The organism is bacterium (assembly GCA_004322275.1).
In the GTDB taxonomy this organism is placed as follows: domain Bacteria; phylum Desulfobacterota; class Deferrisomatia; order Deferrisomatales; family BM512; genus SCTA01.
Genome location: SCTA01000014.1, coordinates 1 through 24304, shown reverse-complemented (window position 1 = coordinate 24304; position 24304 = coordinate 1). Strand labels below are relative to the sequence as shown.

At 60.6% G+C, this 24304-nt stretch carries 19 protein-coding genes; 5 read left to right on the top strand and 14 right to left on the bottom strand.

From position 1 onward, the window contains the following. Nucleotides 1-99: 99 nt before the first annotated feature. The 11 genes from EPN96_04075 to EPN96_04025 all read right to left on the bottom strand — a co-directional run bounded on the left by EPN96_04075 (nucleotide 100) and on the right by EPN96_04025 (nucleotide 11510). Complete coding sequence (locus EPN96_04075; protein TAL17707.1) at nucleotides 100-1464, bottom strand: PFL family protein; 1365 nt, start codon at nucleotides 1462-1464, stop codon at nucleotides 100-102. 15 nt (nucleotides 1465-1479) lie between these two features. Next, nucleotides 1480-1773, bottom strand: a complete 294-nt coding sequence (locus tag EPN96_04070) for an ACT domain-containing protein (GenBank protein ID TAL17706.1) — start codon at nucleotides 1771-1773, stop codon at nucleotides 1480-1482. A gap of 24 nt (nucleotides 1774-1797) precedes the next feature. Then, a complete protein-coding gene (cobJ, locus tag EPN96_04065; protein TAL17705.1) occupies nucleotides 1798-2532 on the bottom strand; it encodes a precorrin-3B C(17)-methyltransferase in 735 nt (244 codons plus the stop codon). After that, nucleotides 2532-3599, bottom strand: coding sequence for a cobalamin biosynthesis protein CbiG (locus tag EPN96_04060; protein ID TAL17704.1), 1068 nt, complete (start codon nucleotides 3597-3599; stop codon nucleotides 2532-2534). The genes cobJ and EPN96_04060 overlap by 1 nt, the downstream gene beginning before the upstream one ends. Next, entirely contained in the window at nucleotides 3596-4375 is a 780-nt protein-coding gene (cobM, locus tag EPN96_04055; protein TAL17703.1) for a precorrin-4 C(11)-methyltransferase, read from the bottom strand. Before cobM ends, EPN96_04060 begins: the two co-directional genes overlap by 4 nt. Further along, nucleotides 4372-5595, bottom strand: a complete 1224-nt coding sequence (gene cbiE, locus EPN96_04050) for a precorrin-6y C5,15-methyltransferase (decarboxylating) subunit CbiE (protein ID TAL17702.1) — start codon at nucleotides 5593-5595, stop codon at nucleotides 4372-4374. Before cbiE ends, cobM begins: the two co-directional genes overlap by 4 nt. After that, entirely contained in the window at nucleotides 5592-6722 is a 1131-nt protein-coding gene (gene cbiD, locus EPN96_04045) for a cobalamin biosynthesis protein CbiD (GenBank protein ID TAL17701.1), read from the bottom strand. The genes cbiE and cbiD overlap by 4 nt, the downstream gene beginning before the upstream one ends. A gap of 8 nt (nucleotides 6723-6730) precedes the next feature. Then, nucleotides 6731-7351 (bottom strand): precorrin-8X methylmutase, encoded by a 621-nt coding sequence (locus EPN96_04040; protein TAL17792.1) that lies wholly within the window; start codon nucleotides 7349-7351, stop codon nucleotides 6731-6733. 255 nt (nucleotides 7352-7606) lie between these two features. Continuing rightward, nucleotides 7607-8992 carry a GAF domain-containing protein gene (locus tag EPN96_04035; GenBank protein ID TAL17700.1) on the bottom strand — a complete coding sequence of 462 codons (1386 nt, stop codon included), beginning with the start codon at nucleotides 8990-8992 and terminating at the stop codon, nucleotides 7607-7609. A gap of 32 nt (nucleotides 8993-9024) precedes the next feature. Continuing rightward, nucleotides 9025-11148, bottom strand: coding sequence for a HAMP domain-containing protein (locus EPN96_04030; GenBank protein TAL17699.1), 2124 nt, complete (start codon nucleotides 11146-11148; stop codon nucleotides 9025-9027). Continuing rightward, complete coding sequence (locus tag EPN96_04025) at nucleotides 11145-11510, bottom strand: response regulator (protein TAL17698.1); 366 nt, start codon at nucleotides 11508-11510, stop codon at nucleotides 11145-11147. Before EPN96_04025 ends, EPN96_04030 begins: the two co-directional genes overlap by 4 nt. A 142-nt stretch (nucleotides 11511-11652) precedes the next feature. Between EPN96_04025 and EPN96_04020 the strand changes: the two genes are divergently transcribed. Beyond that, the gene (locus EPN96_04020; GenBank protein TAL17697.1) at nucleotides 11653-12246 is read left to right on the top strand and encodes a hypothetical protein; all 594 of its coding nucleotides are present in this window, start codon (nucleotides 11653-11655) and stop codon (nucleotides 12244-12246) included. 1 nt (nucleotide 12247) lies between these two features. Here EPN96_04020 and EPN96_04015 read toward each other — a convergent pair whose 3' ends face one another. Further along, nucleotides 12248-13525, bottom strand: a complete 1278-nt coding sequence (locus EPN96_04015; protein TAL17696.1) for a CCA tRNA nucleotidyltransferase — start codon at nucleotides 13523-13525, stop codon at nucleotides 12248-12250. 278 nt (nucleotides 13526-13803) lie between these two features. On the opposite strand from EPN96_04015, the gene EPN96_04010 reads away from it, so the two are divergent. After that, on the top strand, nucleotides 13804-14601 hold the full coding sequence (locus tag EPN96_04010) for a DsbC family protein (protein ID TAL17695.1): 798 nt from the start codon (nucleotides 13804-13806) through the stop codon (nucleotides 14599-14601). A 25-nt stretch (nucleotides 14602-14626) separates the two neighbouring features. Continuing rightward, nucleotides 14627-15379: a hypothetical protein gene (locus EPN96_04005; protein TAL17694.1), complete on the top strand. Its 753-nt coding sequence runs from the start codon at nucleotides 14627-14629 to the stop codon at nucleotides 15377-15379. A gap of 14 nt (nucleotides 15380-15393) precedes the next feature. Here EPN96_04005 and EPN96_04000 read toward each other — a convergent pair whose 3' ends face one another. Beyond that, nucleotides 15394-17055: a hypothetical protein gene (locus EPN96_04000; GenBank protein TAL17693.1), complete on the bottom strand. Its 1662-nt coding sequence runs from the start codon at nucleotides 17053-17055 to the stop codon at nucleotides 15394-15396. A 144-nt stretch (nucleotides 17056-17199) separates the two neighbouring features. On the opposite strand from EPN96_04000, the gene EPN96_03995 reads away from it, so the two are divergent. Together EPN96_03995 and EPN96_03990 are read left to right on the top strand one after the other, a co-directional pair. Next, complete coding sequence (locus EPN96_03995; GenBank protein ID TAL17692.1) at nucleotides 17200-18186, top strand: glucokinase; 987 nt, start codon at nucleotides 17200-17202, stop codon at nucleotides 18184-18186. 13 nt (nucleotides 18187-18199) lie between these two features. Beyond that, entirely contained in the window at nucleotides 18200-19114 is a 915-nt protein-coding gene (locus EPN96_03990; protein TAL17691.1) for a hypothetical protein, read from the top strand. A 66-nt stretch (nucleotides 19115-19180) separates the two neighbouring features. Here EPN96_03990 and EPN96_03985 read toward each other — a convergent pair whose 3' ends face one another. Continuing rightward, nucleotides 19181-22156, bottom strand: a complete 2976-nt coding sequence (locus EPN96_03985; GenBank protein ID TAL17690.1) for a hypothetical protein — start codon at nucleotides 22154-22156, stop codon at nucleotides 19181-19183. Between the last annotated feature and the right edge of the window lie 2148 nt (nucleotides 22157-24304).

The window sequence follows — 24304 nt, the reverse complement described above, 5'->3', positions numbered from 1 at the left end:
AGACGCACAGCGAAATGCGAGACTGTATCGGCAATACGTCGAGCAGTGAGCGAGCACGCGACGAAGCAAACGGGGCGCGCAGCAGTTTTTCACAAGCTCTCAATTGCGAAGTCCCTGTAATGGCGCGGGTATGCGACCGCCTCGCCTGATGAAACCTTCGGCGCTCACCCTGCTGACCGGCATCACCGGCGCTTCGCCGAGGAGGCCGCCGAAGTGGACCCTGTCGCCCGCCTTCTTTCCGGGAGCGGGGATTATCCTGACGGCGGTGGTCTTGTTGTTGGCGACGCCTATCGCCATCTCGTCGGCTATTATGCCCGCGAGGGTCTCGGCGGAGGTGTCGCCGGGGACGGCTATCATATCGAGGCCGACCGAGCATACCGCGCTCATCGCCTCAAGCTTCTCTATGGTTATCGCTCCCTCTTCGGCGGCCCGTATCATCGCCGCGTCCTCGCTGACGGGGATGAAGGCCCCGGAGAGTCCGCCGACCGAGGAGGAGGCGAAGGAGCCGCCCTTCTTGACGGCGTCGTTGAGCATCATCAGGGCGGCGGTTGAGCCGGGAGCGCCCGCGCGGGCGAGCCCCATCACCTCCAGTATCTGCGCCACCGAGTCGCCCTCGGCGGGGGTGGGCGCGAGGGAAAGATCGAGTATGCCGAAGCTTACGCCCAGCTTCTTCGCCATCTGCCTGCCGACAAGCTCTCCGGCCCTTGTAATCTTGAAGGCCGTCTTTTTAATGGCTTCGGCGACCTCGCCGAGATTAGCGCCGGGGCCGAGCTTTTCGAGGGCGCGCCTCACCGTTCCGGGGCCTGAGACGCCGACCAGAATGGCGTTTTCAGGCTCGCCGGGGCCGAAGAAGGCCCCCGCCATGAAGGGGTTGTCCTCGACGGCGTTGGCGAAGATGACCAGCTTCGCGCAGCCGAGGCCGTCCGCCTCGGCGGTGAGGTTTGCGGTCTCCAGCAGTATCTTCCCCATCTCGTAGCAGGCGTCCATGTTTATGCCGGTGCGCAGAGAAGCGACCGAGATCGAGGAACAGAGCCTTTCGGTGGTGGAAAGGACCTCGGGAATGGCCTTTATCAGCGCCCTGTCCACGTGGGTCTCCCCCTTGTGGACGAGGGCGGAGAAGCCGCCGACGAAATTGACCCCGACGTCGCGGGCGGCAAGGTCGATGGCGTGGGCGACCTCTACGAAAGCCTCCGGCACCTTCGAGGGGACGATCAGGGCGAGGGGCGAGAGGCTTATGCGGGTGTTGACTATGGGGAGGCCGTACTGGGTTTCGATCTCCAGCGCCGTGTCCCTTAGCCTCTCCGCCTTTGAGCGTATCTTGCGGCCGATCTTGTCGGCGCACTTCTTCGGATCGGGGTCGGAGCAGTCCCACAGGGAGAGGCCGAGGGTGACCGTCCTTATATCCAGCTTCTCATCGGCTATCATGCCGATGGTTTCGTAGATCTCTTCGCTTGAAAACTTCATGGATACAAATACCTCTCAGACCCGGTGCATATACTGGAAAAGCTCGGCGTCCTGAATCGTTACCTTGAGCCCCATCGGCCCGACGGCCTCGTCGAGTTTCGCGTTTATCTCCGCCAGCCCAAGCGCGGAGCCGGAGATGTCGGCCATCATCGTCATGGCGAAGACGTCGCCCGCGAAGACCTTCTGGTTTATGTCCTCGATGTTGACGGTGTTTTCGGCCAGGACCGTCGCGACCTTGGCGACGATGCCCACCTGATCGCGTCCGATGACGGCGATCACTATCTTTTTACCTTTTTTAGCCTGAACCATTTTTCTTCTTTCTCCCAAAATTGATTATTCTACGCCGTACCCGCGCGGGGTGACGATTCTGCCCCCCAGAATACGGGTCGTCGAATTTCCTATTATTATCACGCACATCATGTCCACCTCTTCGCCCGCCGCGTTCCCCAGGGTCGTCAGCCGGATGGACTGGTCTTCCCGAAGGGCGTTTCGCACTATGCCGACGGGGGTCGAAGGGGGGCGATGACGCATAAGTATAGCGCAGGCGCGGTCGAGATGTTTGACGCGCTTTTTCGACCGGGGGTTGTAGAGGGCGACGACGAAATCCCCCGCTCCCGCGCCTTCGAGGCGCTTTTCGATGGTCTCCCAGGGCGTCATGAGGTCGGAGAGGGAGATTACGGCGAAATCCGTCATCAGCGGGGCTCCGAGGAGCGAGGCCGCGGCGCTGACCGCCGAAACTCCGGGGACCACCTCAACCTCCACACGGCCTTCCGGGTCGGCTTTTTCGAGGAGTTCGAGGACGAGTCCGGCCATGCCGTAGACCCCGGGGTCTCCGGTGGACACCACGGCGACTTTGCGCCCTAGGAGGGCGAGCTCGACGGCCTTTTGGCACCGCTCCGTCTCGCGGGTCATGCCGGTGGAGACCACTTCCTTGCCCTCAATAAGGGAGCCGAGCATTCCGACGTAAAGGGAGTAGCCGACTATAACTTCGGCTTCCATGAGGGCGCAAAGGGCGCGGCTTGTCATGTGCTCCCGCGAGCCGGGGCCGATGCCTACGATGTAAATCATTATTTATTCTCCGCCGCAATCAGGGCCACGGCCAGAGTCCAGACTCCTCCGGACTTTTTTTCAATTAAAAGCGAGCCGCCCGAACTTCCCGCGAGCGCGGCAGCCTCCGAGACCGAGGAGGTGCCGACGGCTTCCATGACTCTCCGCGAGGGGTTGGGCGTTTCAAATTTTGCGAGTGTTTCAGAGGAAAAAGTGAGGAACGGCGCTCCGAGGCTCTTTGCCAGTTCAATGAGGGCTGCTTCGTTTTTCTTGGCGTCTACGCTGGCGACCATCGCCGCGCACAGTGGAGAAAGTCCCGATGAAGCGAGCGCCCCCAGAATCCCTTCCCGGACGGTTTTAGGGTCCGCGCCGAGTCTGCACCCAACGCCGAGACAAAGAACCTTCGGCCTTACGAAGAGCGCTCCGGGAAGCTCCTCCAGCCGGGGAGTCACCGCGATCAGCGGGCCTCCGTAGCTTCTGGCCTCTCCTGCGCCGGTCGAGATGAAGGCGAGATGTTCGGCGATATCCTCAACGAGGTCTAGCGAGAGGAGGGGGTCGAGGTAGAGCCCGACTCCGTCGCCGTTGACCCAGGCAGAATTTATCAGCCTTACCGCGCCCCTGTTTTCAATCGCCCACCCCTTTTTCGCCGCCCAGACTTCGACGGCAGGCTTTTTCGCCGTATCGGTGGCGGTGGTTATGACCGCCTGAAGGCCGAGTTCTTGGGCAAGCTCCTGTGCAAGTTCGTTCGCGCCGCCGAGGTGACCCGAAAGGAGGGGAACGGCGAAGCTGCCCTCCGAATCGAGCAGTATAACCGCCGGATCGGTGTATTTGTCCTTCAGCAGGGGCGCTATGGAGCGCACCGCGATGCCGGAAGCCATTACCAGAAAGAGCCCCCTGCTCTTTTTCCAGAGTCTTGCGATGAGGGACGCCACCGGCTCGGAGAAGGGTATCGCCTCCCCGGTGGCGAAGCGCTCGGGAAGGTAGACTTTCGCCCCCGTGGCCCCGGCCAGCCGGAGGGCCGTCTTTGCTCCGGTCTTCGTGAGGGCGATGGCGTAAAGCTCCCCGCTGCCGCCCGGAGGGGTTGTCACTTCTCTCCCTCGCGGTAGCCGTGGGTAAAGGAAGAATCGTAGAGCTTCGAGGGAGTGAAAGAGCTTCCGAGAATACGGGGACCGAGGGGGTCGCCGACTATTATCATCGACTGCCTCGTAAATCCGGCTTCGGAGACCTTTTTTGCGATATCGGAAAGGGTTCCGGCGACGAAGGACTGATCCGGCCAACTCGCCCGCGAGACCACCGCCGCCGGGGTATCGGGCGAACGCCCTCCTTCCAGACACTTTTGGACCACCTCCGCGATTCTGTCCACGGAGAGGAAGACGCAAAGGGTCGCGCCGGTGGAGGCGAGCTTTTCGAGCCCTTCCGATTCCGGTACGGGAGTCCTGCCCGATAGCCGTGTGAAGATTACCGTCTGGCTCATCCCCGGCAGGGTTAGCTGGCTCCGGAGCGCCGCCGCCGAGGCGAAGGCGCTGGAGACTCCGGGGATAACCGAGGTCTCGACCCCCTCCTCTTCTAAGGGAAGCATCTGCTCCAGTATCGCTCCGTAGAGAGAGGGGTCTCCGGTGTGAAGGCGGACGACGGACTTGCCGGCTCTGGCGGCTTCGAGGCAGACGCGGGTGGTCTCGTCGAGGTTCATCCCCGCCGTGTCGTAAATTTCAGAGGCTTTTTTCGCGTATTTCAAAAGCCCGGGGTTGACCAGGCTTCCGGCGTAAAGGACCACGTCGGCCCTTGCCAGAGCCTCGCTGCCCGCGACCGTGATCAGGCCGGGATCTCCGGGACCCGCCCCTACGAAAACTACCTTGCCTTTCAAAGCGCTTTCTCTCCGGGGTTTGTGATTTTAACTAGTATCACCGGATTTTCGGCGGCGCGGATGTTACCCTCGCCGACCTTGCGCGACCGGCTGAAAGAGAGATCGACCCACTCGGCCGCCTTGTTGTTGTTTTTGGCCCAGATGATCGCCTCGGCGAAGGTCTCGGAGAGGACGGCGGAGACGACGACTATGCCGCCCTCTTTGAGCCTCGCGAAACTCTTGTCGAGTATCTCCGGGAGACGGCCGCCGGAACCGCCGACGAAAACCCTGTCCGGCGGCGGAAGGCCGTCGAGGGCGTCGGGGGCGGGGCCGTTGGCTATCCACACGCTCGCCGTGCGAAAGCGCCTTCTGTTTTCCCTTATGTGCACAAGCGCTTCTTCGTCCCGCTCCACCGACCAGACCTGTATGTAGGGGTTCAAAAGCGCCGCCTCGATGCCCACGGAGCCGGAGCCCGCCCCCACGTCCCAAAGCACCGACCTTCCCCTCGGAAGCTCCAGAAGACCCATGATTACGGCGCGGACAGCCGCCTTGGTTATCTTCCCCCGGTCGTGGTCGAAAAGGGCGTCGGGGATTCCGGGGCCAAAGGGCCTCGGGTCCTGGCTGGCCTGCACCAGTATGACGACGTTGAGGTCCGAGCCCTCCCAGTCTTTGAAATCCTCCACCAGCCCGCGCATCACCGACTCGTGGGGCTGGCCGAGGTCGGAGCAGACTATCATTTCGAGGTCGTCCCACCCGGTTTCCATCAGGAAGCGCGCGATCCTCGCCGGGGTGTTCACCGAATCGGTGAAGAGGCCGACCTTGGGCGCCCCGAGAACCTGAGCCAGCTCCTGAAGGTCGCGGCCGTGGAGGCTGGTGATGCGGGCGTCCGACCAGCTCAGGCCAGCCTGCGCGAAAGCCACCTGCATGGCGGAGACCGCCGGGCGGATGACCACCTCGCCGTGCTCGAATTTCCTGAGAAGCAGCGCCGCCACGCCGAAGAACGCGGGGTCTCCCGAGGCGAGAAAGACGGCGCTGCGCGAGGGGTCGGCGGCGACCTCCAGAGCGCGTTCGACGACCTTCCCCTCGACCACCTCCACCATCCCGGCGATGTTGTCGACGAGAAAGCGGTGGCGTTCCGAGGTGTAGACTATCCCCGATTCGGCGATGATTTTCTGCGTGTCGAGGTCGAGCTTGCGGCAGCCCGGATGCACTCCGATTACCCAGACCCTTGTCTTTTTCATTTTCGTGACTCTCCACGGATGGAAGCGCGAGAAAGGCGATTTCCCGAATAGTCAAAGAGAACCGCTTCTACGTCCACTCCCCCGTTTACCCTCTTTGAAGCGATTTTGGCCACTTCCCCCGTAAGCAGTGAAAAGACCCCCCTGTCCCCCCTGGCCGCCAGCTCGTCATAAAGCTGCCGGGCGGTGTTCGCGCCCAGAGCGGCCTTCGCCTCTTCCGGCGGGAAACCAGCCCTATCCATGAGTTCCTTTACGACCAGAAGATCAAGGGTGGAATTGCGGACGTGGGTCTGCAGATTCCCTCCGGCCACCTTGCAGAACTTGGCGAACTGCCCGACGACGACCGGCGAAAGGCCCCTCTTCGCGGCCTCGTCCAGCGCGAAACCTACGTGATCGCCCATTATCACCGCCGCGTTGTCCCTAAGCTCGGGAAAGAGCTTTTTCCCGGCGTTTTCGCTGGTTCTCCCGAAGGCGAGAAGAGCCCGTGACTGCCCCGAAGCCTTCGCCACGTCGAGACAGGCGGCTATTGTCGCCATCCACGCGGAGGCGGACATCGGTATGACGATTCCCGTGGTCCCGAGAATCGATATGCCTCCGATAATGCCGAGCTGGGCGTTCATCGTGCGCTTCGAGCGCTCAACCCCCTCGGGGGCGCTTATCGTGACCCGCAGGGGAACGTTCTCCATCCCCGCCTCAAGCGCCGCGCTCCTGACAGCCTCTTCAATCATGCGCCGTGGGACGGGATTTATCGCCGGGTCGCCGGGCTTGACCGCGAGGCCGGGCTTGGTGACCCTGCCTATCCCCTCGCCGCCCTCTATCTCCACCATGCGCAGGGAAACTTCGTCTCCCCCCCTCGCGGCTATCGCCACCGTGGCGCGTATCTCCATGCCGTTGGTCACGTCGGGGTGGTCGTCGCCGCCGTCCTTGAATACGCCGCAGGAGGACCAGCCCATGCCGTTTTGAGTGCCGGTGAGTTTGAAGCTGACCTCTTTGGCGTCCTCGCTCCCCCAGGGGAGAGGAAGGCTTACGGCTCCCGTTTCCCTGCCGAAGAGCGCAAGAGTCGCCCCCCTGGCCGCCGCCGCCGCTGTGGCGCCGGTGGAATAGCCGTGGCGAAGGATCTTTCTGGTCATGACGGAGGCTAGACCTCGCCCAGCGCGACTTTGAAGAGAGCGTTGACGCAGGCCGCTGCCACGTTGCTCCCCCCCTTGTTGCCTGCGCAGGAGATCCAGGGGAAATCGCTTCTTTGCATGAGCGCTTCCTTCGATTCCGCCGCCCCGACGAAGCCCACGACGACGCCGACCACGAGTTTCGGCCTCGCCAGCCCCTCGTCGCAGAGTTCAAGCAGCCGGAATAGGGCTGTGGGCGCGTTGCCGAATACGAAGACCGCCTCGGGGAAGTTCTTAACGGCCTTTTCGACCGCCGCTATCGAGCGGGTCACCCCTCTTTCGCGCGCCGAAGCCGTGACTCCCTCGTCGCCGATGTAGCAGTTGACCGTGGAGCCGAACCTGTCGGCGCGGACCCTGCTTATCCCCGAGCGGGCCATCTCCACGTCGGTAACGATGGGAGCGCCGCCCGAAAGGGCCTTTGCTCCCGCCTCAATAGCTCCTTCGCTCCATTTAACTATCGCTGAGAAGGAAGGGTCGCCGGTGGCGTGAATCACCCTCTTAACCAGCGCCTTTTGGGCGAGATTCAGTTTTGACAGGTCCGCGAGCCCTTCGATTATGCGGAAACTTTCCTTTTCTATCTCGTCGGGGCGTATGTCGTAGCCCCACCTCTTGTCAAGTCCGGTCACCAGTATCTCCAGTATCCGCTCCGAGCCAGCCTCATGGTCTTCGGTGAAGACCGGGGCGCGGGCAGAGCGTTATTGCGATGTCTTTTCAGTTCCAAGAAGAGAAAGATGCTTGCACAGCGAAGTCAGGCAAGTCAAGTCCGCGAGACCGGCCGCCATGCGGGTGCAGCTTTGCTGCGTGCGATAGATTTTAACAGGAAATCCGGCGGCGTGTCTGCGGTTAACTCACTGCTCCACCAGGGGAACGGAAAAAGAGAAGGTCGCGCCGCGCCCGGGGGAGCTTTCGACCCAGATGTACCCTCCGAGGCGCTCGACAAGATCCCTCGATATCGAAAGGCCGAGCCCGGTTCCCAGAGACTGGTGCTTTCGCGGGTCTCGAAGCTGGGTGTACCTGTCGAAAATCTCCTTGACCTTCCTCGGGTCTATCCCCGGCCCCTCGTCGGTCACAGATACAAGAGCGAAACGGCCGCGCCACCTCGCCCTGACCGTTATGGTGCTGCCGTCGGGCGCGAACTTCGCCGCGTTGCCGAGAAGGTTGTTTATCACCTGCACCAGCCTGTCGGGATCGGCGAAGACCATGGGGATGTTCTTGTCGAATTGCCTCTCTATTTGAAGACTGCTCTTTGAGAAAAGCGCTTCGGTGGAATTGAGTGATTTTTCTATGAGCTTCGCGAGATCGACGGGCTGGAGGTTAACTTCGAGTTTCCCTGCCTCTATCTTGGAGAGGTCGAGAAGGTCGTTTATCATCCTCGTAAGCCGCTGCGCCTCGTCGTTTATTATCTCGGCGAAGCGCCGCCGCTTGGCCAGATCGTCCACGTCGTAGCGCAGGAATATCTCGGAGAAGGACTGAATGGAGGTGAGCGGGGTGCGAAGCTCGTGGCTGACGTTGGACAAAAACTCGCTCTTTAGCCTGTCCAGTTCCCTCAGCCTTTCGTTGGCGGCCTCAAGCTCCGCCGTCCTCTGCCTTACCCTCTCCTCCATGACAAGGCTTGCGGAGCGCACCTGCTTGTAGAGGTTGGCGTTCACCACCGCCAGCGCGAGCTGGTTGGCCAGCGCCTGCAGGAGGGCGACGAACTGGTCGGTGAATTTTTCCGGCCCCCTCGTGGAGTAGGCGGCGAGAACCCCTATCGGCTTGTCCTCGTGAATCATGGGGATGTGGACGAGCGCGGTGACGGGGATGAACCTTCGGAGCATCTCGTAGTGAGAGGAGGGCGGAGCCTCCCTGGTATCGCGGACGACCACCGGCTTCGCGTCGAGAAAAGCCCTGCCGAACATCGTGCTTCTGGTGGGGATAATCCTCGTCGCCTCGATGTAGTCCCTGTCCATGCCTATCGAGGCCCGCACCTCAAGATGCCCGCGCTCGTTCAACAGGCGTATGGCGAGGTGCTGGAAGCCGAACTCCCTTTTGATGAGCTTCAAAATGCTGTCGAGGAGCTTGTCCAGGTCGAGGCTGGCCGCTAATATGCCGCTGGCCTCGTGGAGGACGCTGAGGTCGCGGAGCCTTCTTTCAAGCTCCGCCCTTCCGGCCGCGAGCCTCCCCATGAGGACGAACGCCGCCAGCGCGCCCACGCCGAGGCCGATAAGAAGGGCTATGAGGTATAGAGTCGCCATGTTAAGCCCTTTTGAAAGGCTTTAATAAAGAACTAGAAACGGGAGGCCTGCCAGCGCAAGATCAGGTTGCGGTCGCAAAAAGCCTTGGCCTGCCCGAGGGTTCGCACCCCCCTCGCCTCCAGCAAGGGAAGAAGCCGCACGAATATCTCGGCGGTGGCCCTGGCGTCGCCGTCCGAGGTGTGACGCCCCTCTATCGTGACGCCCAGTCTCTCGGCTATGGAGTCGAGATTGTGGCCCGGAAGGTCGCCGTGGACGCCGTAAGAGAGAAAGAGGGTGTCGAGCACCGGGTTGTCTACCTGCGGAAGCTCGTTCTCTCTCGCGGCTATCTCCAGAAACTTCATGTCGAACGCCGCGTTGTGGGCCACCAGCACCGCTCCGCCGATATACTGGCCGAAGCTCTTGTAGACCTCGGCGATGGAAGGCGCGTCCTTCACCATCACGTCGGTGAGCCCGTGGAAGAGGGTAGACTCTTTGGGTATCGGAATCTGCGGGTTGACCAGGGTGTGAAAATCTCCGGCCTGCACTATCTTTCCCTTGCGGATTCTCACGGCGCTGAGGCTGACTACGCGGTCGCCCTTCAAGGGCCTAAGTCCCGTTGTCTCGGTGTCGAAAACCACGATCTCCAGATCCTTCAGGTCCCTCTCAAGAGTCTCCCTGACCTCGGCCCCCGAACGCGCGAGGAAGAGGTCGAAATCGTAGAAATCCGGCTGATCGTCGAAGATTCTGACGCCGCTTTCGGCCTGCGGCATCCGGGAGGCCCTGACCATGCCGAACCGGACCTCGAAGGAGCCCTCCGAAACACGGGTCCATATTTCGCCCCGGTTTCTCTTTACGGCCTCGGCTATGGTGATCTGCTCCTCGCCCTGCTGCTCGACCAGCATCGACTCCATCCCTTCGGGGCTCGGCCCCTGCGAACCCGCAAGACGGAAGGTGGCGACCACCATGTCCTCTTCGGCTTCCAGCGTGGCCTCGACGGGGTTCCAGCCGGTGGAGTTCGCCGCCAGCCACCTTAGCACCGAGGACATGGCGAGGATGCAGCCGTAAGGCTCTACCGCCACGGGCGGAAGGGGCCCCTCCGGGGGCTGGAAATGGGCGTAAACGCCGGGGATTGCGGCGAGAGCCTCTTCCACCAGCCCCTTGGCGTCGGTCGGCTGCCCCTGCCAGTGGGAGCTGGGCATTCTGGCCTCAGCCTTCTCTCCCTCCTGAAGCTGGACGAGGCAGCTTTCGACTTCGCTCCGAAGGGCGCAGACGAAGGCTTTTTGTTTTTCCTCGGAGAGGTTCTTGTGAGTCTCGATTATCTGTGCGATCGACTGCACCGAGGTCATCGGGCTCTTGAGGCGCGTCGGAAGTGTGCGCAGGGCCGTTTCGATCTGCTTTTCCCGCTCGGCCTCTTCGGTCACGTCCCGGAAGGCCAGCAGAAAACCCGCCCTTTCTCCGCCCGGCCCCGGCATCGCCGCCATGACGCCCTTGAGCAGCTTCCCGCCGGGGAGAGGAAATATGACATGCTCGACGCCGTCGCGTCCCTCTTCCCACGCGGCGCGGAGCCTGCGCATGTGGTAATCGACCCTTCCCTTTGGGAGGAGGCGGTTCAGCGGCGAGCCGACCCCGAACTCCGGCCCGCCCGCGAGCACGGACCTCGCCCGGGGGTTCATCAGAATTATTTCGCCGACCTCGTTTACCGCGACGACGCCCTCGACCATTGTCCGAAGCACCGTGGCGAGGCGGCTCTTTTCCTCCTGAAGATTCAGGGTCACCTGCCGCACGCGGTCCTCAAGCTCGCTGTAGGCCCCTTCGAGGGCGTGCGCCATGTCGTTGAAATCCCTGGCGAGGGATTCCAGCTCGTCGCCGGTCTTTACGGAGATGCGGTGCGAGAGGTTTATTCTCGCGATAATCTCAGCGCCGTGCCGTATCTCGTCGATAGGCTCGGTGAACTTTTCGGCCAGCTGCCAGGCGACGAAGGCGCAGAAGAGCCCGAGAAAGACGCCCATTACGTAAATCGGCGTCATAACGTCCGGGGCGGTGCCCTCGGGCAGGGAGCTCAGGATGGCGGCGGAAATGATCAGGAAAGGAATGACGGAAATCAGGACGAGCGAGATGATCAGGCGCACGCGGATGCGCCTCAGGAAGGGAACGGTCCTGTCCTTGGAGGGGGTCATTTTTCCAGCAGAGCCCGCATTTCGGCTACAAGCTCTCCGGCGTGGAAGGGTTTGGAGACGTAGGCGTCAGCCCCGACCTCAAGCCCCTTTTTCCTTTCGAGCGGCTGGCCCTTGGCGGTCAACATTATCACCCTGGCGGGATTTTTTTCTTCCTTGAGGATGCGGCAGACCTCATAGCCGTCCCTCCTGGGCATGGCTACGTCCAGAAGCACTATGTCGGGAGAAAAAGAGCGCGCGATTTCGAGAGCTTCCTCGCCGTCGCCTGCGGTTTTAACCTCAAACCCCTCTTCCTCGAGGATAAACTCCAGCGACAACAGTATATTCGGCTCGTCGTCGACGACGAGGACCTTTTTTTTGGACATTCTCAAGCCTCCGGCAGGAGATCGCGCGGCTTTCAGGCAAGCCCCGGGCAAACCATAAAAACGATATTTTATTTTGGCACGTCAGTCAATCGGGTTTATCCAACTCGTTGACACCCGCAAAGGGGACCGATAGGATGGCTCCATGGAAACCACCGCCCCGGGCAGATTCGATTTCATAAAAAAACACCCGCTCCTTTGGACCGCAGCCGCGATAGGGCTCGGCGCCCTTCTTGGCTTTTTCGCCTCCTCCGAGACGAGGGAGAAGGCGATCGTCCACGGCCACCGGACCTCCCAGCTTGTCACCTCGAACATAGAGGAGGCCCGCAAGGCCCACCTTGGCGGCGACAAGACGCTGGAAAGGAAGCTTCTCGACGAGGCCCGGAAAACCCTGGAAACCTCGCCGCAGTCGAGGGAGGCCGCAGTCTACGTCTCGATCCTTACCGACCTCGCCGCCGCCGACCTCGCGGCGGATTACCCCACCGACGACAGCATCGAAAAGGCCAAGGCTATGCTGGAGCGAGCCTGGGAGCTTTCGGCGGAAATGGACCCCCCCCTTCGCGCCTCCGTGGCCCGTCAACTGTCGATAGCGGAAATTTACGAGGGCAACCCCGACCTCTCGGAGAAATGGCTCCGGACCGCCATCGACCTCGGGGCGAACGTCAAGGATTCCGAAGCGCAACTGGAAACCATAAGGAAGATTCAGGCCTGGAAGAAGCGGACTCCCGCCGGAAGATAAGCTATTGGGCCGCTTCGGGCTTTCTGTTAGGCCTGCGCCGTCTCCTCCTCGGTCTCCCCTTCTTCGCGGGCGTCTCGGAACTCTTTCCTTCGACAAACGCGCGCCAGTACTCCAGCGCGGGGCGAAGCTCCTCCCTGATCTCGGCGTATTTGAGGCAGAATTCCCAGGCGAAGCGAAACTCCGGTTTTCTGGCAAAACGCCCCTTCGAGCGGTAATTTTTGCCCTTACCTATGCGGTAGAGCGACATGACAAGTTCGCGCGCGTTGTGCCGTATGTGAGCCGCGAGCTGATACTCGGCGCAAAGCTCGCCAATCTCGCGCGAGCAGGTTTCCGCGGCCAGCTCCAGGGATATGTCGGCCCCGAAGGGGCATTCTTTGGCTATTCCCGGAAGTGCCATCGCCGCCACGTAAGCGAACTCCGGCCCCTCCTCCCCCGCGCGAACCCTCTGGTCGAGCCACTCCAGCATGTGAAATATGCCGCCGGTCTCCCTGACGTTGGGGTAGATGGCCTTGAAAAGCCCGAGCTCGTCGGCCTTTGAAAGAACCCTTGCGGTTATCGCCTTTTGTTGCATCTGGCGAAGCTCTTCGCGCAGCCTCGCCCTGGAGGCGCCGGAGATAAGCGGCGCGTTTCTGCGTATGCCCTCCAGAGTCGCCTCTTCGATGGAAAAATCCAGCCGCGCGGCGAATTCGAGGGCTCTTAGCATGCGGACGGGGTCTTCGGCGAATCTCTCGTCGGGGTCCCCGATGAGGCGAATTATTCCGGCTTCGAGGTCTTTCAGGCCGCCGGTGTAATCCAGTATCGTGAAATCGGTAAAATCGTAGAAAAGCGAGTTGACGGTGAAGTCGCGCCGAAGAGCGTCGTCCTCGGGCGAACCGAAGGCCGCGCCGGTGTGATCCATGTCCTCCGGGTGCATTTCGCTCCCCTCGGCGCTCCCGGCGGGGCCGCGGAAGGTGGTCACCTCCACGACCTTGTCAGGCTCTCCTCTCCTGCGGAAAAACACGTGAGCTATGCGGAATCTCCTGCCGACGAGCCTGCAGTTGCGGAATATGTGCTTTATCTGGCTAGGCCGGGCGTCGGTCCCGATGTCGAAGTCGTTCGGCTCCCTGCCGAGCAGGATGTCACGGACGGCTCCTCCGACCAGATAGGCCAAAAATCCCTCGCTGCGGAGTTTTCTCATTATCCAGAGGACGTCCGGATCGATGAGGGAACGGCTTAGCGGGTGTTCCTGGCGTGAAAGCCGCACCGGGCTTGTGGCTGAAATCTCTTCTTTGGCTTGCATGACCTTAAAGTTTCAAAACCTCGTACGTGCAGTATCCTTTAATCCGTGCGCATTCTATCAGAAAAGGTCATGCCGGGCGAGCCCGTCTGAAATTTTATGCGGGAGTGATTTTTGGGCCTCGATCGGCCATGCTAAACCCTCCGGCCCGGCGGCGCGTCTGTACGGGTTGAGCGTACGCAGCCAAAAAAATCGCGTATTTTGCCCCATCCCTTTCCTTTAAAGATTTATCGTTAAGTTGTACAATACGCCCAAGTGTTTGCTTTTGAGGAGGTGTTGCCTTGAATCGCCTGATTAAATTATCCATCCTGAGTCTTGCCCTCTTCGCGGTAACGGAGGGCGCCTTCGCCTTCGGGGGCTGCGGCGAGGGAAGCTGCGTGGACTGCCACAGTCTTTCAAAAGAGCAGGCTCAGGAAGCGATAGCGCCGCTCGGCCTCACCGCCGAGGTCATAGAGGTCAAGCTGTCCAAAGTCCCGGGCTTGTGGTCCATAGCCGTCTTCGACAAACGCAACAACAAAAAGATCCCCCTCTACATCGACTACTCCAAAAAGTATCTCATCCAGGGGGACGTGGTCGAGATCGCCACCCGCGAAAGCCTGACCCGCATGACGATGGCCGAGCTAAACAGGGTCAACACGGATGACATCCCCCTCGACGACGCTCTGGTGCTCGGCTCTCCCAAGGCGAAATTCAAGGTCATAGTCTTCGACGACCCCGAATGCCCCTTCTGCAAGAAGTTTCAGGAGGAGATGAAAAAGGTTGTAGCGAAGCGGAGCGACATAGCCTTCTACATCAAAATGCTGCCGCTCAAGATTCACCCGAAAGCAAGGGCGAAGGCCGAAGCGATAATCTGCGCCAAATCCCTGGAGCTTCTCGACAAGACCCTTGCCGGGGAGGAGATACCCGCCGCCACCTGCAAGACCGATCAGATCGACAAAAACGAGGCGCTGGCGGCGAAGCTTGATATCCGCTCGACCCCTACCTTCATCGTCCCTGACGGAAGGGTTTTCCCCGGCGCGAGATCCGCGGAGGATGTCATAAAATTCGTGGACAGTCCGCTGCCGCCGTTAAAAAAGTGACAATCGACAGCTTCGCCGGGCTCCGATGAACCGCTACAAAACCTTCGGCCTTCATCTGCTGATAAGCGCGGTCCTTATAACCGCCATCAGCGCCCTTTTCGTCTTCTGGTGGTTCCCTCCCCCCTTCCTCTACGCCGAGGGAGGGTGGAGGGCGCTTCGCATAATCGCCTGCGTGGACGCCACCGTGGGCCCGCTTCTCACCCTCATCGTCTGTAACCCCAAAAAGGCAAAAAAGGTCATAATCAAGGATCTGGCTTTCATCGGCGCGCTGCAACTGGCCGCCATGTCCTGGGGGCTCTGGTCGATTTACGGCCAGCGCACCGTCGCGGTGGTCGGGTCCGACGGCACCTTTTATTCCATCGAGGCGGACAACTCTTCGGCGGCTACGAAGAGGGCGGGGGAACTAGGAGGCGGACACAAGCCCGCCTACGTCGTCCTTGACCTGCCAAGAGACCTTAACGAGAGGCAGAAAATCAGATTCGAGTCGATGCAGACGAAAATTCCGATTTATAATTTCGACCGGTACTACGTCCCGCTTGGAAAGGAAGCTCTGGAGGAGCTGGCCTACTCCGAGCCGAAACTTGAAAAGATGGTCCCCGAAGGCCCGGCGGGCATGGACAAGGTAAAAGCTTTTCTGGGAAAAAAGGGAAGAGCGAGGGAAGATTTTTTCATCTTCCCCGTCCAGGCGAGAGACTCGAAGTTCATCATTTTCATCGACCGGAAAGAGGGCACTGTAGCGGGCTGGCTGCACGACATCGAGACCGGCAAGGATTACTGAATTTCGTCTCTTTGTCAGCCTCGGGAAAGTCTTTCGATCGTTTCAGCCGCGTCGCCCCGCAGCTTTAGCCGGAGCACCTTTTTCCCGCTCTTTTTCAGAGCCTGAAAATCACCCAGATACTGGGCGGTCCGCAGCGTTCCGAAGGTAACCCCCTCCCCCGGAATTTCGATATCCTCCCCGTCCTTCGCGCAAATCTGTATAAAAATTCCCCCCTTCGGTCCGCCCTTGTGAAGCTGGCCCGTGGAGTGGAGAAATCTCGGCCCGTAACCGAGGGTCACGGGGACGCCGCTCCAGCGCGACAGAGCCTCCCTGAAACCCGCGAGGGATTTTTCAACCTCCCCGCGCCGGAGAAGGTAGGCCTGAACCGCGATGTATCCCCCTTCCTCCGCCGCTTTCGCGAAATTTTTGACCGCGCCGATCGCGTCCGTCCCGGTTGTCTCGCCGTAGACTTCGGCAAGGCTGTCGCGAAGGGCAACCTCTCCCTCGTCGCTCCTCCCCCTGATTTTGTACTCCGCGAGAACCTCTCTGGCGAATTTTTTGGCCGCCTCCACGTCAGGCTGGTTGAAGGGGTGGACCTCAAGCAGCCAGCAGGCTACGGCAGTGGCGTATTCCCAAAGGAAGAATTGCCCTCCGAGTTCGTAAACGTCTTCCAGGCGTATTGTAATCACCGGGTGTCCCGCCGCCGCGAGAGCCTTCAGCTCTTTTTCGTAGAGCATTTCCCCCGGGAGGAGGATTCTTGCGAAGACCCTGTCGCTTGAGTAAAGAGAGGGGGGTTTGAGAGCTTCGCCTATTACCGGCACGATCCCCTTGCCGTCTTTCCCCGTCGATTCGGCGACAAGCTGTTCGAGCCAGTCCAGAAAAGGGGCGATTTTCTCTCCGGTGAGGAGGGTAAGCTTGTCTCTGCCGCGAAGAGCGAGCGCCCCGAGGGCGATTCCCAGCTTTGCCCCCGCAGAAAGCCCCTTCTCCCTGCTCGCTTTGGCTTCTCTTACGGCGCTGGCGAGGAGTTTTTGGAGATCCATCCCGATGAGCGCCGCCGGAATCACCCCGACGGGCGAAAGCGCGGCGTATCTTCCTCCTATGTCCGGTCTGTAAAAGAAGGTCTTTCTGAAGGAAAGACTCTCCGCCGTGCGGACGAGAGCCGTACCGGGGTTGGTGATAGCGATAAAGTGCTTTCCCGCCTCCGATGCTCCGAGCTTTTCTACGGCTTTGGAATAAAAATATTTCATCAGGGTATCCACCTCTACGGTAGTGCCCGACTTGCTGGAGACTACGTAAAGGGTTTCGGCGGGATCGTGTTCCCTTTCCTTTTTGAGAATCTCATCGGGAAGGACCGAATCGAGAACCGAAAGCGCTACGCCGCCGCCGGACGGGAAAACCTTCGCGAAAAGTTCTGGGGCGAGGCTTGAGCCGCCCATGCCGAGAAGCAGCACCCTCCCGAATTTGTCCTTTATCAGTTCCTCCCGAAAAGCCCGCAGGTCTTCGAGCGCATTTTGCGAATTTTCAGCTACCTCCAGCCAGCCCAGCCTGTCGCAGATCTCCTCGGGAGAATCGCTCCAGAGCGTGTGGTCTCTCTCAAGAATGCGGCGGGCTACCTCCTCGCCGGAAAATCTCGCCGTCGCCTCTTCGATGCTGCCTGCCGCGTCTTTGGGGATTATCTCTATTGAATTATTTTCCATGACCTCGCCTTCAATGTAAGGACAAGATAATTTTCACTTTGATATTATCAGCCACAGGGGAAGATACCAGCCTGATTTTATTTTTCTTATCGGCGGCGTTCTTTGGTTTATAATCCCCGCGAACTCAATTACGGATTGGTGGAGATGAAGAAAATTCTCTGCGCCGATATCGGCGGCACAAAAACATTCATGGGCGTTTTCACCCTCAGCGGAGAGACTCTTTCGCTCGTGAAACTTCAGAACTTCTCCACCGCTTCCCTTCCCTCCGCCGAAGAGGGGCTCTTTTCTTTTCTTGCCGGTGAAGAGGCTGACGCGATAAGCGTCGGCGTCGCCGGTTGCGTCCTTTACGGCGAGATTACTTCCCCCAATCTTCCCTGGAAACTTTCGCCCGGCAGTTTTGCGGGATTGTTCGGAAGCGTTCCCGTAATTTTCACCAACGACGTTTCCGCCGCCGCGATGGGCACTCTTGAGCTTTCGCCCGAATGTTTTACCGTTCTTCAGCGGGGTCATCCAGACCCGCACGGCGTCCACGCCTTTATCGCCGCCGGAACGGGTCTCGGCGAAGGACTGCTGGTACCTTCGGGCGGTTCTTTTGTTCCTCTCCCTTCGGAAGGCGGACACCGGGACTACGGCCCTTCGCGGGATATAGAGGTAGAATTCTACCTTTATTTAAAGAGAATGTTCGGCCACGTGTCCATCGAAAGGGTGGTCTCGGGGCCTGGACTGGTCAGGGCTTACGAGTTTTTCGTCGAATCGGGCCGTTTCCCCCGGTCAAAACGGGTGACTGGAAAGATGCGCTTCGCCGAACCCGCTTCGGTTATCGCCGAGGAGGGGGAATGCGGTTCCGACGGGGCCTGTGCTGCGGCGCTGGAGCTTTTCGCGCGCGCCTACGGCGCCCAGGCGGGCAATCTGGCGCTTTCCTCGCTTCCCACCGGCGGGCTCTTCATCGGCGGCGGCATCATCGCTACGATACTCCCCTCTCTTATGAAAATGGGATTTATGGAGTCTTACCTCGCCAAGGGAAGGCTCGGTAGCGTGCTGGAGAAGTTCCCCGTTCTCGCAGTGGTCGAGCCTAAAGCCGCCCTTTTCGGCGCGGCGCGCATCGGCGCTAATTTTTTCAAGCGGAGTTAAACAAGGATTCAATATGAACAGTTTGCTTAAAAACGCCCTTACGGCGGCCTCTCTGGTTCTGTTTTTTTCGGCCCCTCTTCGCGCCGAGACCGTAAAGGACGAGCCCCCGGTGATTCTTGCGGCTTTCGGCACCTCGACCAAGGCCGGGATTACCTACGACGTTATCGGAAAGCGCGTCGGGGAGGCGTTTCCCAAAAATCCCATTCACTGGGCCTTCACCTCCGGGATAATACGCAAAAAGATGAACGCGAAATGGGAAAAGGAAGGCAGCCCGATGCGCCTTTACAGCCTTGAGGAGGTTCTGGAAACCCTCAGGGCTCAGGGAGTGAAGAAGGTGGTCGTTCAGCCGCTCCACATTTTTCCCGGCGAGGAGTACGAGGAAGTTTTAAAGGCGATAGCCCGGTTCCCGGAACTCAGCATAGAGACCGGAAACGCACTTTTTCAGAAGTGGGAGGACATGTACGACGTTGTGGACGCCCTGAAGCCTGATTTTCTTCCCGCAGACAAGGGCTCCAACGTCATCGTGGCCCACGGCACCCCTTCCACGGACAAACCCTCCAATATCGCGATTCTCGGCCTCGACCGCTACCTTTCCAAGCGGTTTTCCAACGTCTTTCTCGGCGCGGTGGACGGGGTTGTCACACGGAGCGACGCCATCGATGCCGCCCTGGATTTCCCTGTGAAAAATGCGCGGTTTATCCCCCTCATGCTTGTCGCGGGAGACCATATCATGAACGACATCATGGGAGACGAGCCCGAAAGCTGGAAAAGCGAACTCGAAAGAGGCGGCGTAAAGACCGATTGCCCGACGGTGATGATCGATTCCGAAGAGTACTACAAGGGGCTCGGCTTTTTACCCGAGACTTCGGAAATATTCATAAGGATGATTCGCGAAAGCCTCGGTCGCCTCGGCAAGACAGAGAAGTAACCCGGAACCCAGGGCAAAAAAAGGGCCGCTCCTTACGGGGCGGCCCTTTTTTGCTGTCAGATTGTCTTATTTGTAGTTTTCGTCCCAGACGGCCTTGTCGATTGCGACGTAGCCGACCGTATCTCCAAGCTCGACCCTGTCGCGCTTGTGCTTGACGATCTTCTCGAAGACGCCCTTGTCGGGAGCCGCAAGGATGTAGTCGCCCTTGTCGCCGGAGAGTCTGGCAAGGGGCTGGCCCTTTACGACTTCGTCGCCGACTGCTACGAGCCACTCGTCAACCTTAATGCGGTCGCGTTCCTGACCTTCGTAGAGCTTGGGTACGAACACAGTGCCGTAGACTCTTCTGAGTTCGTCTTCGTTCGGCGCGCGGGAGGTGTGTCTCGCTTCGACAATCGCCAGACCGGCGGTGCGTCCGGCGGTGTAGGCGGCCTTGGCGACGCCGTCGTCGTTGGTGAGGATTTCGGAGGGATTTACGCTTCCGCTGCCTTCGAGGAGGCTGAAGAGAACGGGGGTCTTCTTGTTCGGGTTGTCATTTATGTCGGTGACGGTAGCGATGATGTCACTGGTGGAGCTTCCGTCGGCCGGGAGCACCAGTACGCTCGAAACGAGGCCGATCTTGGCGGGCGCGTCGCTGCGAAGTTCGATCTGGCCGGAGCGGCTGACCGCGTAATCGGGCGCTTCGGCGATGATGGTCACGAATCCGGCGATCGTACCGGCCCTGTATTCGGCCTCGGCGAGACCCGTGTTGTCGGTGACTCCGCTGAGAAGCCTTATGCTGCCGTTTGCGCCGGCGACGGAGAAGGTGACCCTTTCGCCAGCCATCGGAATGCCGGAGCCGTCACCCAGCCAGGCCTTGACTCTCGCCTTGGAACGGCCGTCCGCTGTCAGCCAGCCGGGGGTGATGGCAAGCTTGATCGCGGGCTGCGCGCCCGGACGGGCGAGTCTGGGGATGAGCTGTATCGAGACGGTGGAGGCTACGTAGGTGTTCAGCCAGCCTGCTCCCATGTCTCCGGTCGTGAGGTCTTTCGCCAGCAGGAGGGCGGTCTTGGCCGCGAAACCGGCGGTGTAGTTCGCGGAAATTTCGCCGAAGGAGTCGGTTACGCCGCCCCAGCGGATTTCGAGATCGTCCACGTCATCCTTGGCGGCGAACTTTTCTTCGATTTTGCCGCCGCCGACCACGCCTGTATATTCGGAGGTGGTGGAGAGCGTGAGGGCCAGATCGTGTCCAGCTACCGGCTCGCCGTTTGCGTCCTCGGCCTTTACGAGCACTTTGGTCTTGCTCGTCTTGTCGGCGGGAAGAAGGGGATCGCTGGCGGTTACGACCATGCGGACCCTGGTGTCGATGTCGAACTTCTGGGTGCCGGCGAGAGTGGCGGCGTTGCCGGCGAAATCGGCCAGAGTGGCGGTGGTGACTACGCCGAGGCCGTCGTCGTCAAAGCCGATGGTGTAGCTGCCGCGGTAAAGGCCGGGCTGCACTTCGGGCATTTTTACGGGTTCGGTCACGCCGTCGATCTTGAAGCTGGCGAAGCCCTGCGACTCGCCCGACATTGTCACGGTCAGGATGTCTCCGGCGACAAGCTTGCCGCTGAAACCGGCGACAGCGAAGGCGTCGTTTTCGACGGAGGCGATGGCGGGCGGAGTTTTGTCGTTAAGATCGGCTATGCTGACTACAGTCAGCTCGGAGCCGCCGAGGGCGCTTTTGCCCAGGTCGTCGGCCAGTTTTCCCACCACGCGGTAGAGGCCGCGCTCGGCCTTGATGTCCGCGAGGGCGACGGTGTAAGCGCCCGTGTAGAGGCCGGTGCTGCCCTTTTCGGTCAGGGGCAGATCCTTTACGAGGCCCTCTATGTCGGCAATGGCCGTCGCGCCGCTTTCGCCCTTCAACGTGAAGGTGAGGAGGTCGCCGGTGCGCACCGGGCGGTCGGAGGGGGTAACGGTTACTTCGGTGATTCTCGGGCCGTCGCCGGCCGTAGCGGTCACGCTGACGACTTCGGAAGGCACGCTCTTTAGCCCCTGATAATCGACGGCGACTACGGTATAGAAGTACTGAACGCCGGGAACGATATTGGTATCGGTTATTTCAAGGAGGCCGGTGGCCTTGTAGGGCACGCCGCCCACGACGGGGGCTTTCCCCTCGCCTCTGTATATTTCGTACTCCTTCACGTCGCTTGAAACGGAGCCGGTCCAGCTTACCTTTATCTCGCCGCCCCACGGGGATTCGGCGAGTATCGCCGGAACGGTCTGCGGCGCGACGCCGGTGATCTTGACCGAACGGAGCGTCGAAACCATGTGGGAATTATAACGGTCCCCTTTGGGCCCAACTCCGATGACCGCCTTTTCGGCGCTCTGCAACCACTTGGGAAAGGCGTACCCGGACGGAACCAGAAGCGTAGCCTTTACGCCGTTTATCAGAACCGTGTTGTCTTCAGGCAGCGGCCCCCACGTGAAGGCAAATTCAAAGGTGGAGCCTCTTGGGATGTTGCCCATCGAAGCGCCCTCTATATAGCCTTCATCGGTGTAGGGAATCGGATAGTAGTTTCCCAGAGGCTGCAGGCCGGACACTCCGCTCGACCATACGAAGAAAGGCAGCGGCTTCATGTCCCATCTCAGAAGCAGACTGAGGACATGTCTTTTTTCGGCGTCCACCATCGCGAAAAGGGTTTCCGGTTCTCCCCCCTCCTCGTTTCTTTCGACCGTGAAGGTAATCGAACCTTTCTCCGGATCCAGATACCTGGAGGGAACGTCGAGATAGCCGTAGTTGACTCCTCCGGCGGAATCCCCGCCCTTTGAGGCCCTCCAGCCGGGCTTTCCGCCCGTTACCTCGATCACTCCGCCCCTCTGGGTGAAGAAGCCCTTTTCCTTGAACTCCGGCTGAGCCGCGTTTGCAACGCCGAGCGCCAGCAAGGGAAGGATCAGCAACCCGGCAAGCCAGAGGCAGACTTTGTTGGTTCTCGTTTTCATGGTGACACCTCCTGACGGAGCCGTTCTGATTTCATGCATGGTGCGTCTGTGTATAATACTCGTTTTCGCTCTCTTTGTTACCATGGCGTCACCTTGTTCCAGCCGGGATTCAGGGAGGGCGTGATGAGCGTATGATCATCCCTGCGGTGGCAGTTCTGCGCCGAGAGGAAGTAAGCGGTCTTCTTGTTTCTGTCGGCCCTCGTGGAAACTCCGTTGAGCAGGTAGGTTTTCGTGTACCTGGTCTGCGAGGACTTGTTGTCGTCCCAGGTGTTGTGGTTGATGTCGAGGCAGTTGGTTATCATCAGCTTCGGCAGTCTCGAAGCGTGCGGGTTGTGGCACTTCGAGCAGATGAAGTTGTGGTAGGTTGAATTAACCGTGGTGCCGTCTAGCGTGGCGCCCCAGTCGTAGGAGTTCATGGCGTACCTGCCACCGTAGGCGGGAGTGTAACCGCCGAAGGTGGCGGAGTCCTCGTTCCCGCGGTAGCCGTAACCGTAGGTGGGCTGGCTCTTGTAAGCCATGCCCGGAATCTGACCGGTCAGGGCGGCGGTGTCGATGCTGCCTACCGATACGGGTGTCGGCCTGCCGTGGGAGTAGTCGAAGATGTTGTTGGCCGCGGCGGTGGTCTTGGTGCCCTGTTTCACGGAGTTGGCGTGGCCATTGGAGCTTATCCAGAGGGCGGGCGAGTCAGCCCTGTAGTTGATGGCTGCGATTTCGCCGCCGGTCCAGGTGCCGTCGCCGCTACCGTGGCAGAGCTCGCAAAGGCCCGCCGCCGTCGCGCCCGCGCCGGTGACGTTGATGGTGCTGGTGGGATTACCGCTGTTCTGGTCGATGAAGTAACCGCCGTTGAGGGCGTTCGCGGTGACGCCGCGCGGAACCGCGCCAAACAGCGCGCTGTTGGAGTAGGTGATGGAGGAATGGGGCGCGCCGTCTTCCTTGTACATGTTGCCGGTATAGGTACCGCGGAGGTACGGCTGGCCCAACGGGCCTACCGATACGGCCGGCGCCTTGGTCGTATGGCTGTGAACGTCGTGGCAGTAGGAGCAGCGGATGTCCGCGACCGCTTCCTTTGTCTCTGCCATGGCCGAGTAAAGGGTGCCAGATATCGTCTGCGTGCCGGAGGTGGGATTGGCGGAGTGGATCGACTTCGTCGCCAACGCCTTGTAGCCGAAGAGCTGCGAGGAGGCGGTGAGGCCCTGGGCGCTGTGCCAGATGCCGGCCACCCAGTCCGCCGTGGCGGAGCCGGTGTAGGCTACTGTCTTAAGAGCGCCGTAGTCGTAAGTTGAGGTGCCGGTAACGACGTTGTTGTTGGTGCCCCACTCGGAGACGTTGACCGTGGCGAGGTTGTGGCAGTTCCAGCAGATTACCGCCTCGCTGGTTATGGTCGGCGTGGAGGTGCCGCCGAGGTGGATGCCGCTGTTGACGGTGTAGTCGATCCTCAGGGTTGTCTGGAGACTGTACGGAGCGATGACGCCGTTGGAGTACGAGGTGGGCGGCAGAGGAACCGCCAGGCCGCCGGAATGGCCGGTGGCGGGATGGCACTTCTTGCACTGCAGGTTGAAGTCCGTCGCGGTGGTGAAAGTCTCTGCCGTGGCGGTCTTCAGATGCGAGCCGTAAGTGGTGTCGTGAGCGGTGGCTCCGGTTGTCGCCGAAGCGTCAGACCAGATGACCTTCGGTGCGGCGGTGTTGCCGCCGTTGTGGCAGCCGACGCAGGTCGCCTCGGGGCCGTTGATGTAATCCACGGTGGTGAAGCCGGAGTCTTCGAGTTTATGGTTCGCCGCGGCCCCGCCGTGACAAGTCGTGCTGCAGTCCCACGTCGCCGCCAGGTAGTTGGAGGTGGCGTCGTTATTCATCGTTATGCTGCCGTTGCGGTGCGCGGCGGAGGCGGTAGTCGGGTAGGCCGGGTCGCCGAGGACGTGGCACTGCATGCAGTCCTTGGGGTCGCCGTGGCTCGCGGCTACTTCGGGGGTGGCGTCGACGTCCCAGTCTTTTCCGTGCTCGACCTGCCCGTCGGCTGTGTTGGCGGCCGTGCCTGTCCTCCAGCCGCCAGCGAAGGTGCCGTGGCAGCCGTTGCACTGCGAAGCGGCGGAGTTTTCAGGGTTGGACGCTACGTTGAGGTAGGCGTCGGTGGTCCACTTGCGCGCCCAGGTTCCGGCGTCGCCGGTTTCGTCGTGGCAGTTCGCCACGCTGACTCCCGCGCCGGAGCAGGTTACCGCGTTGACCGCGCCGTCTGTG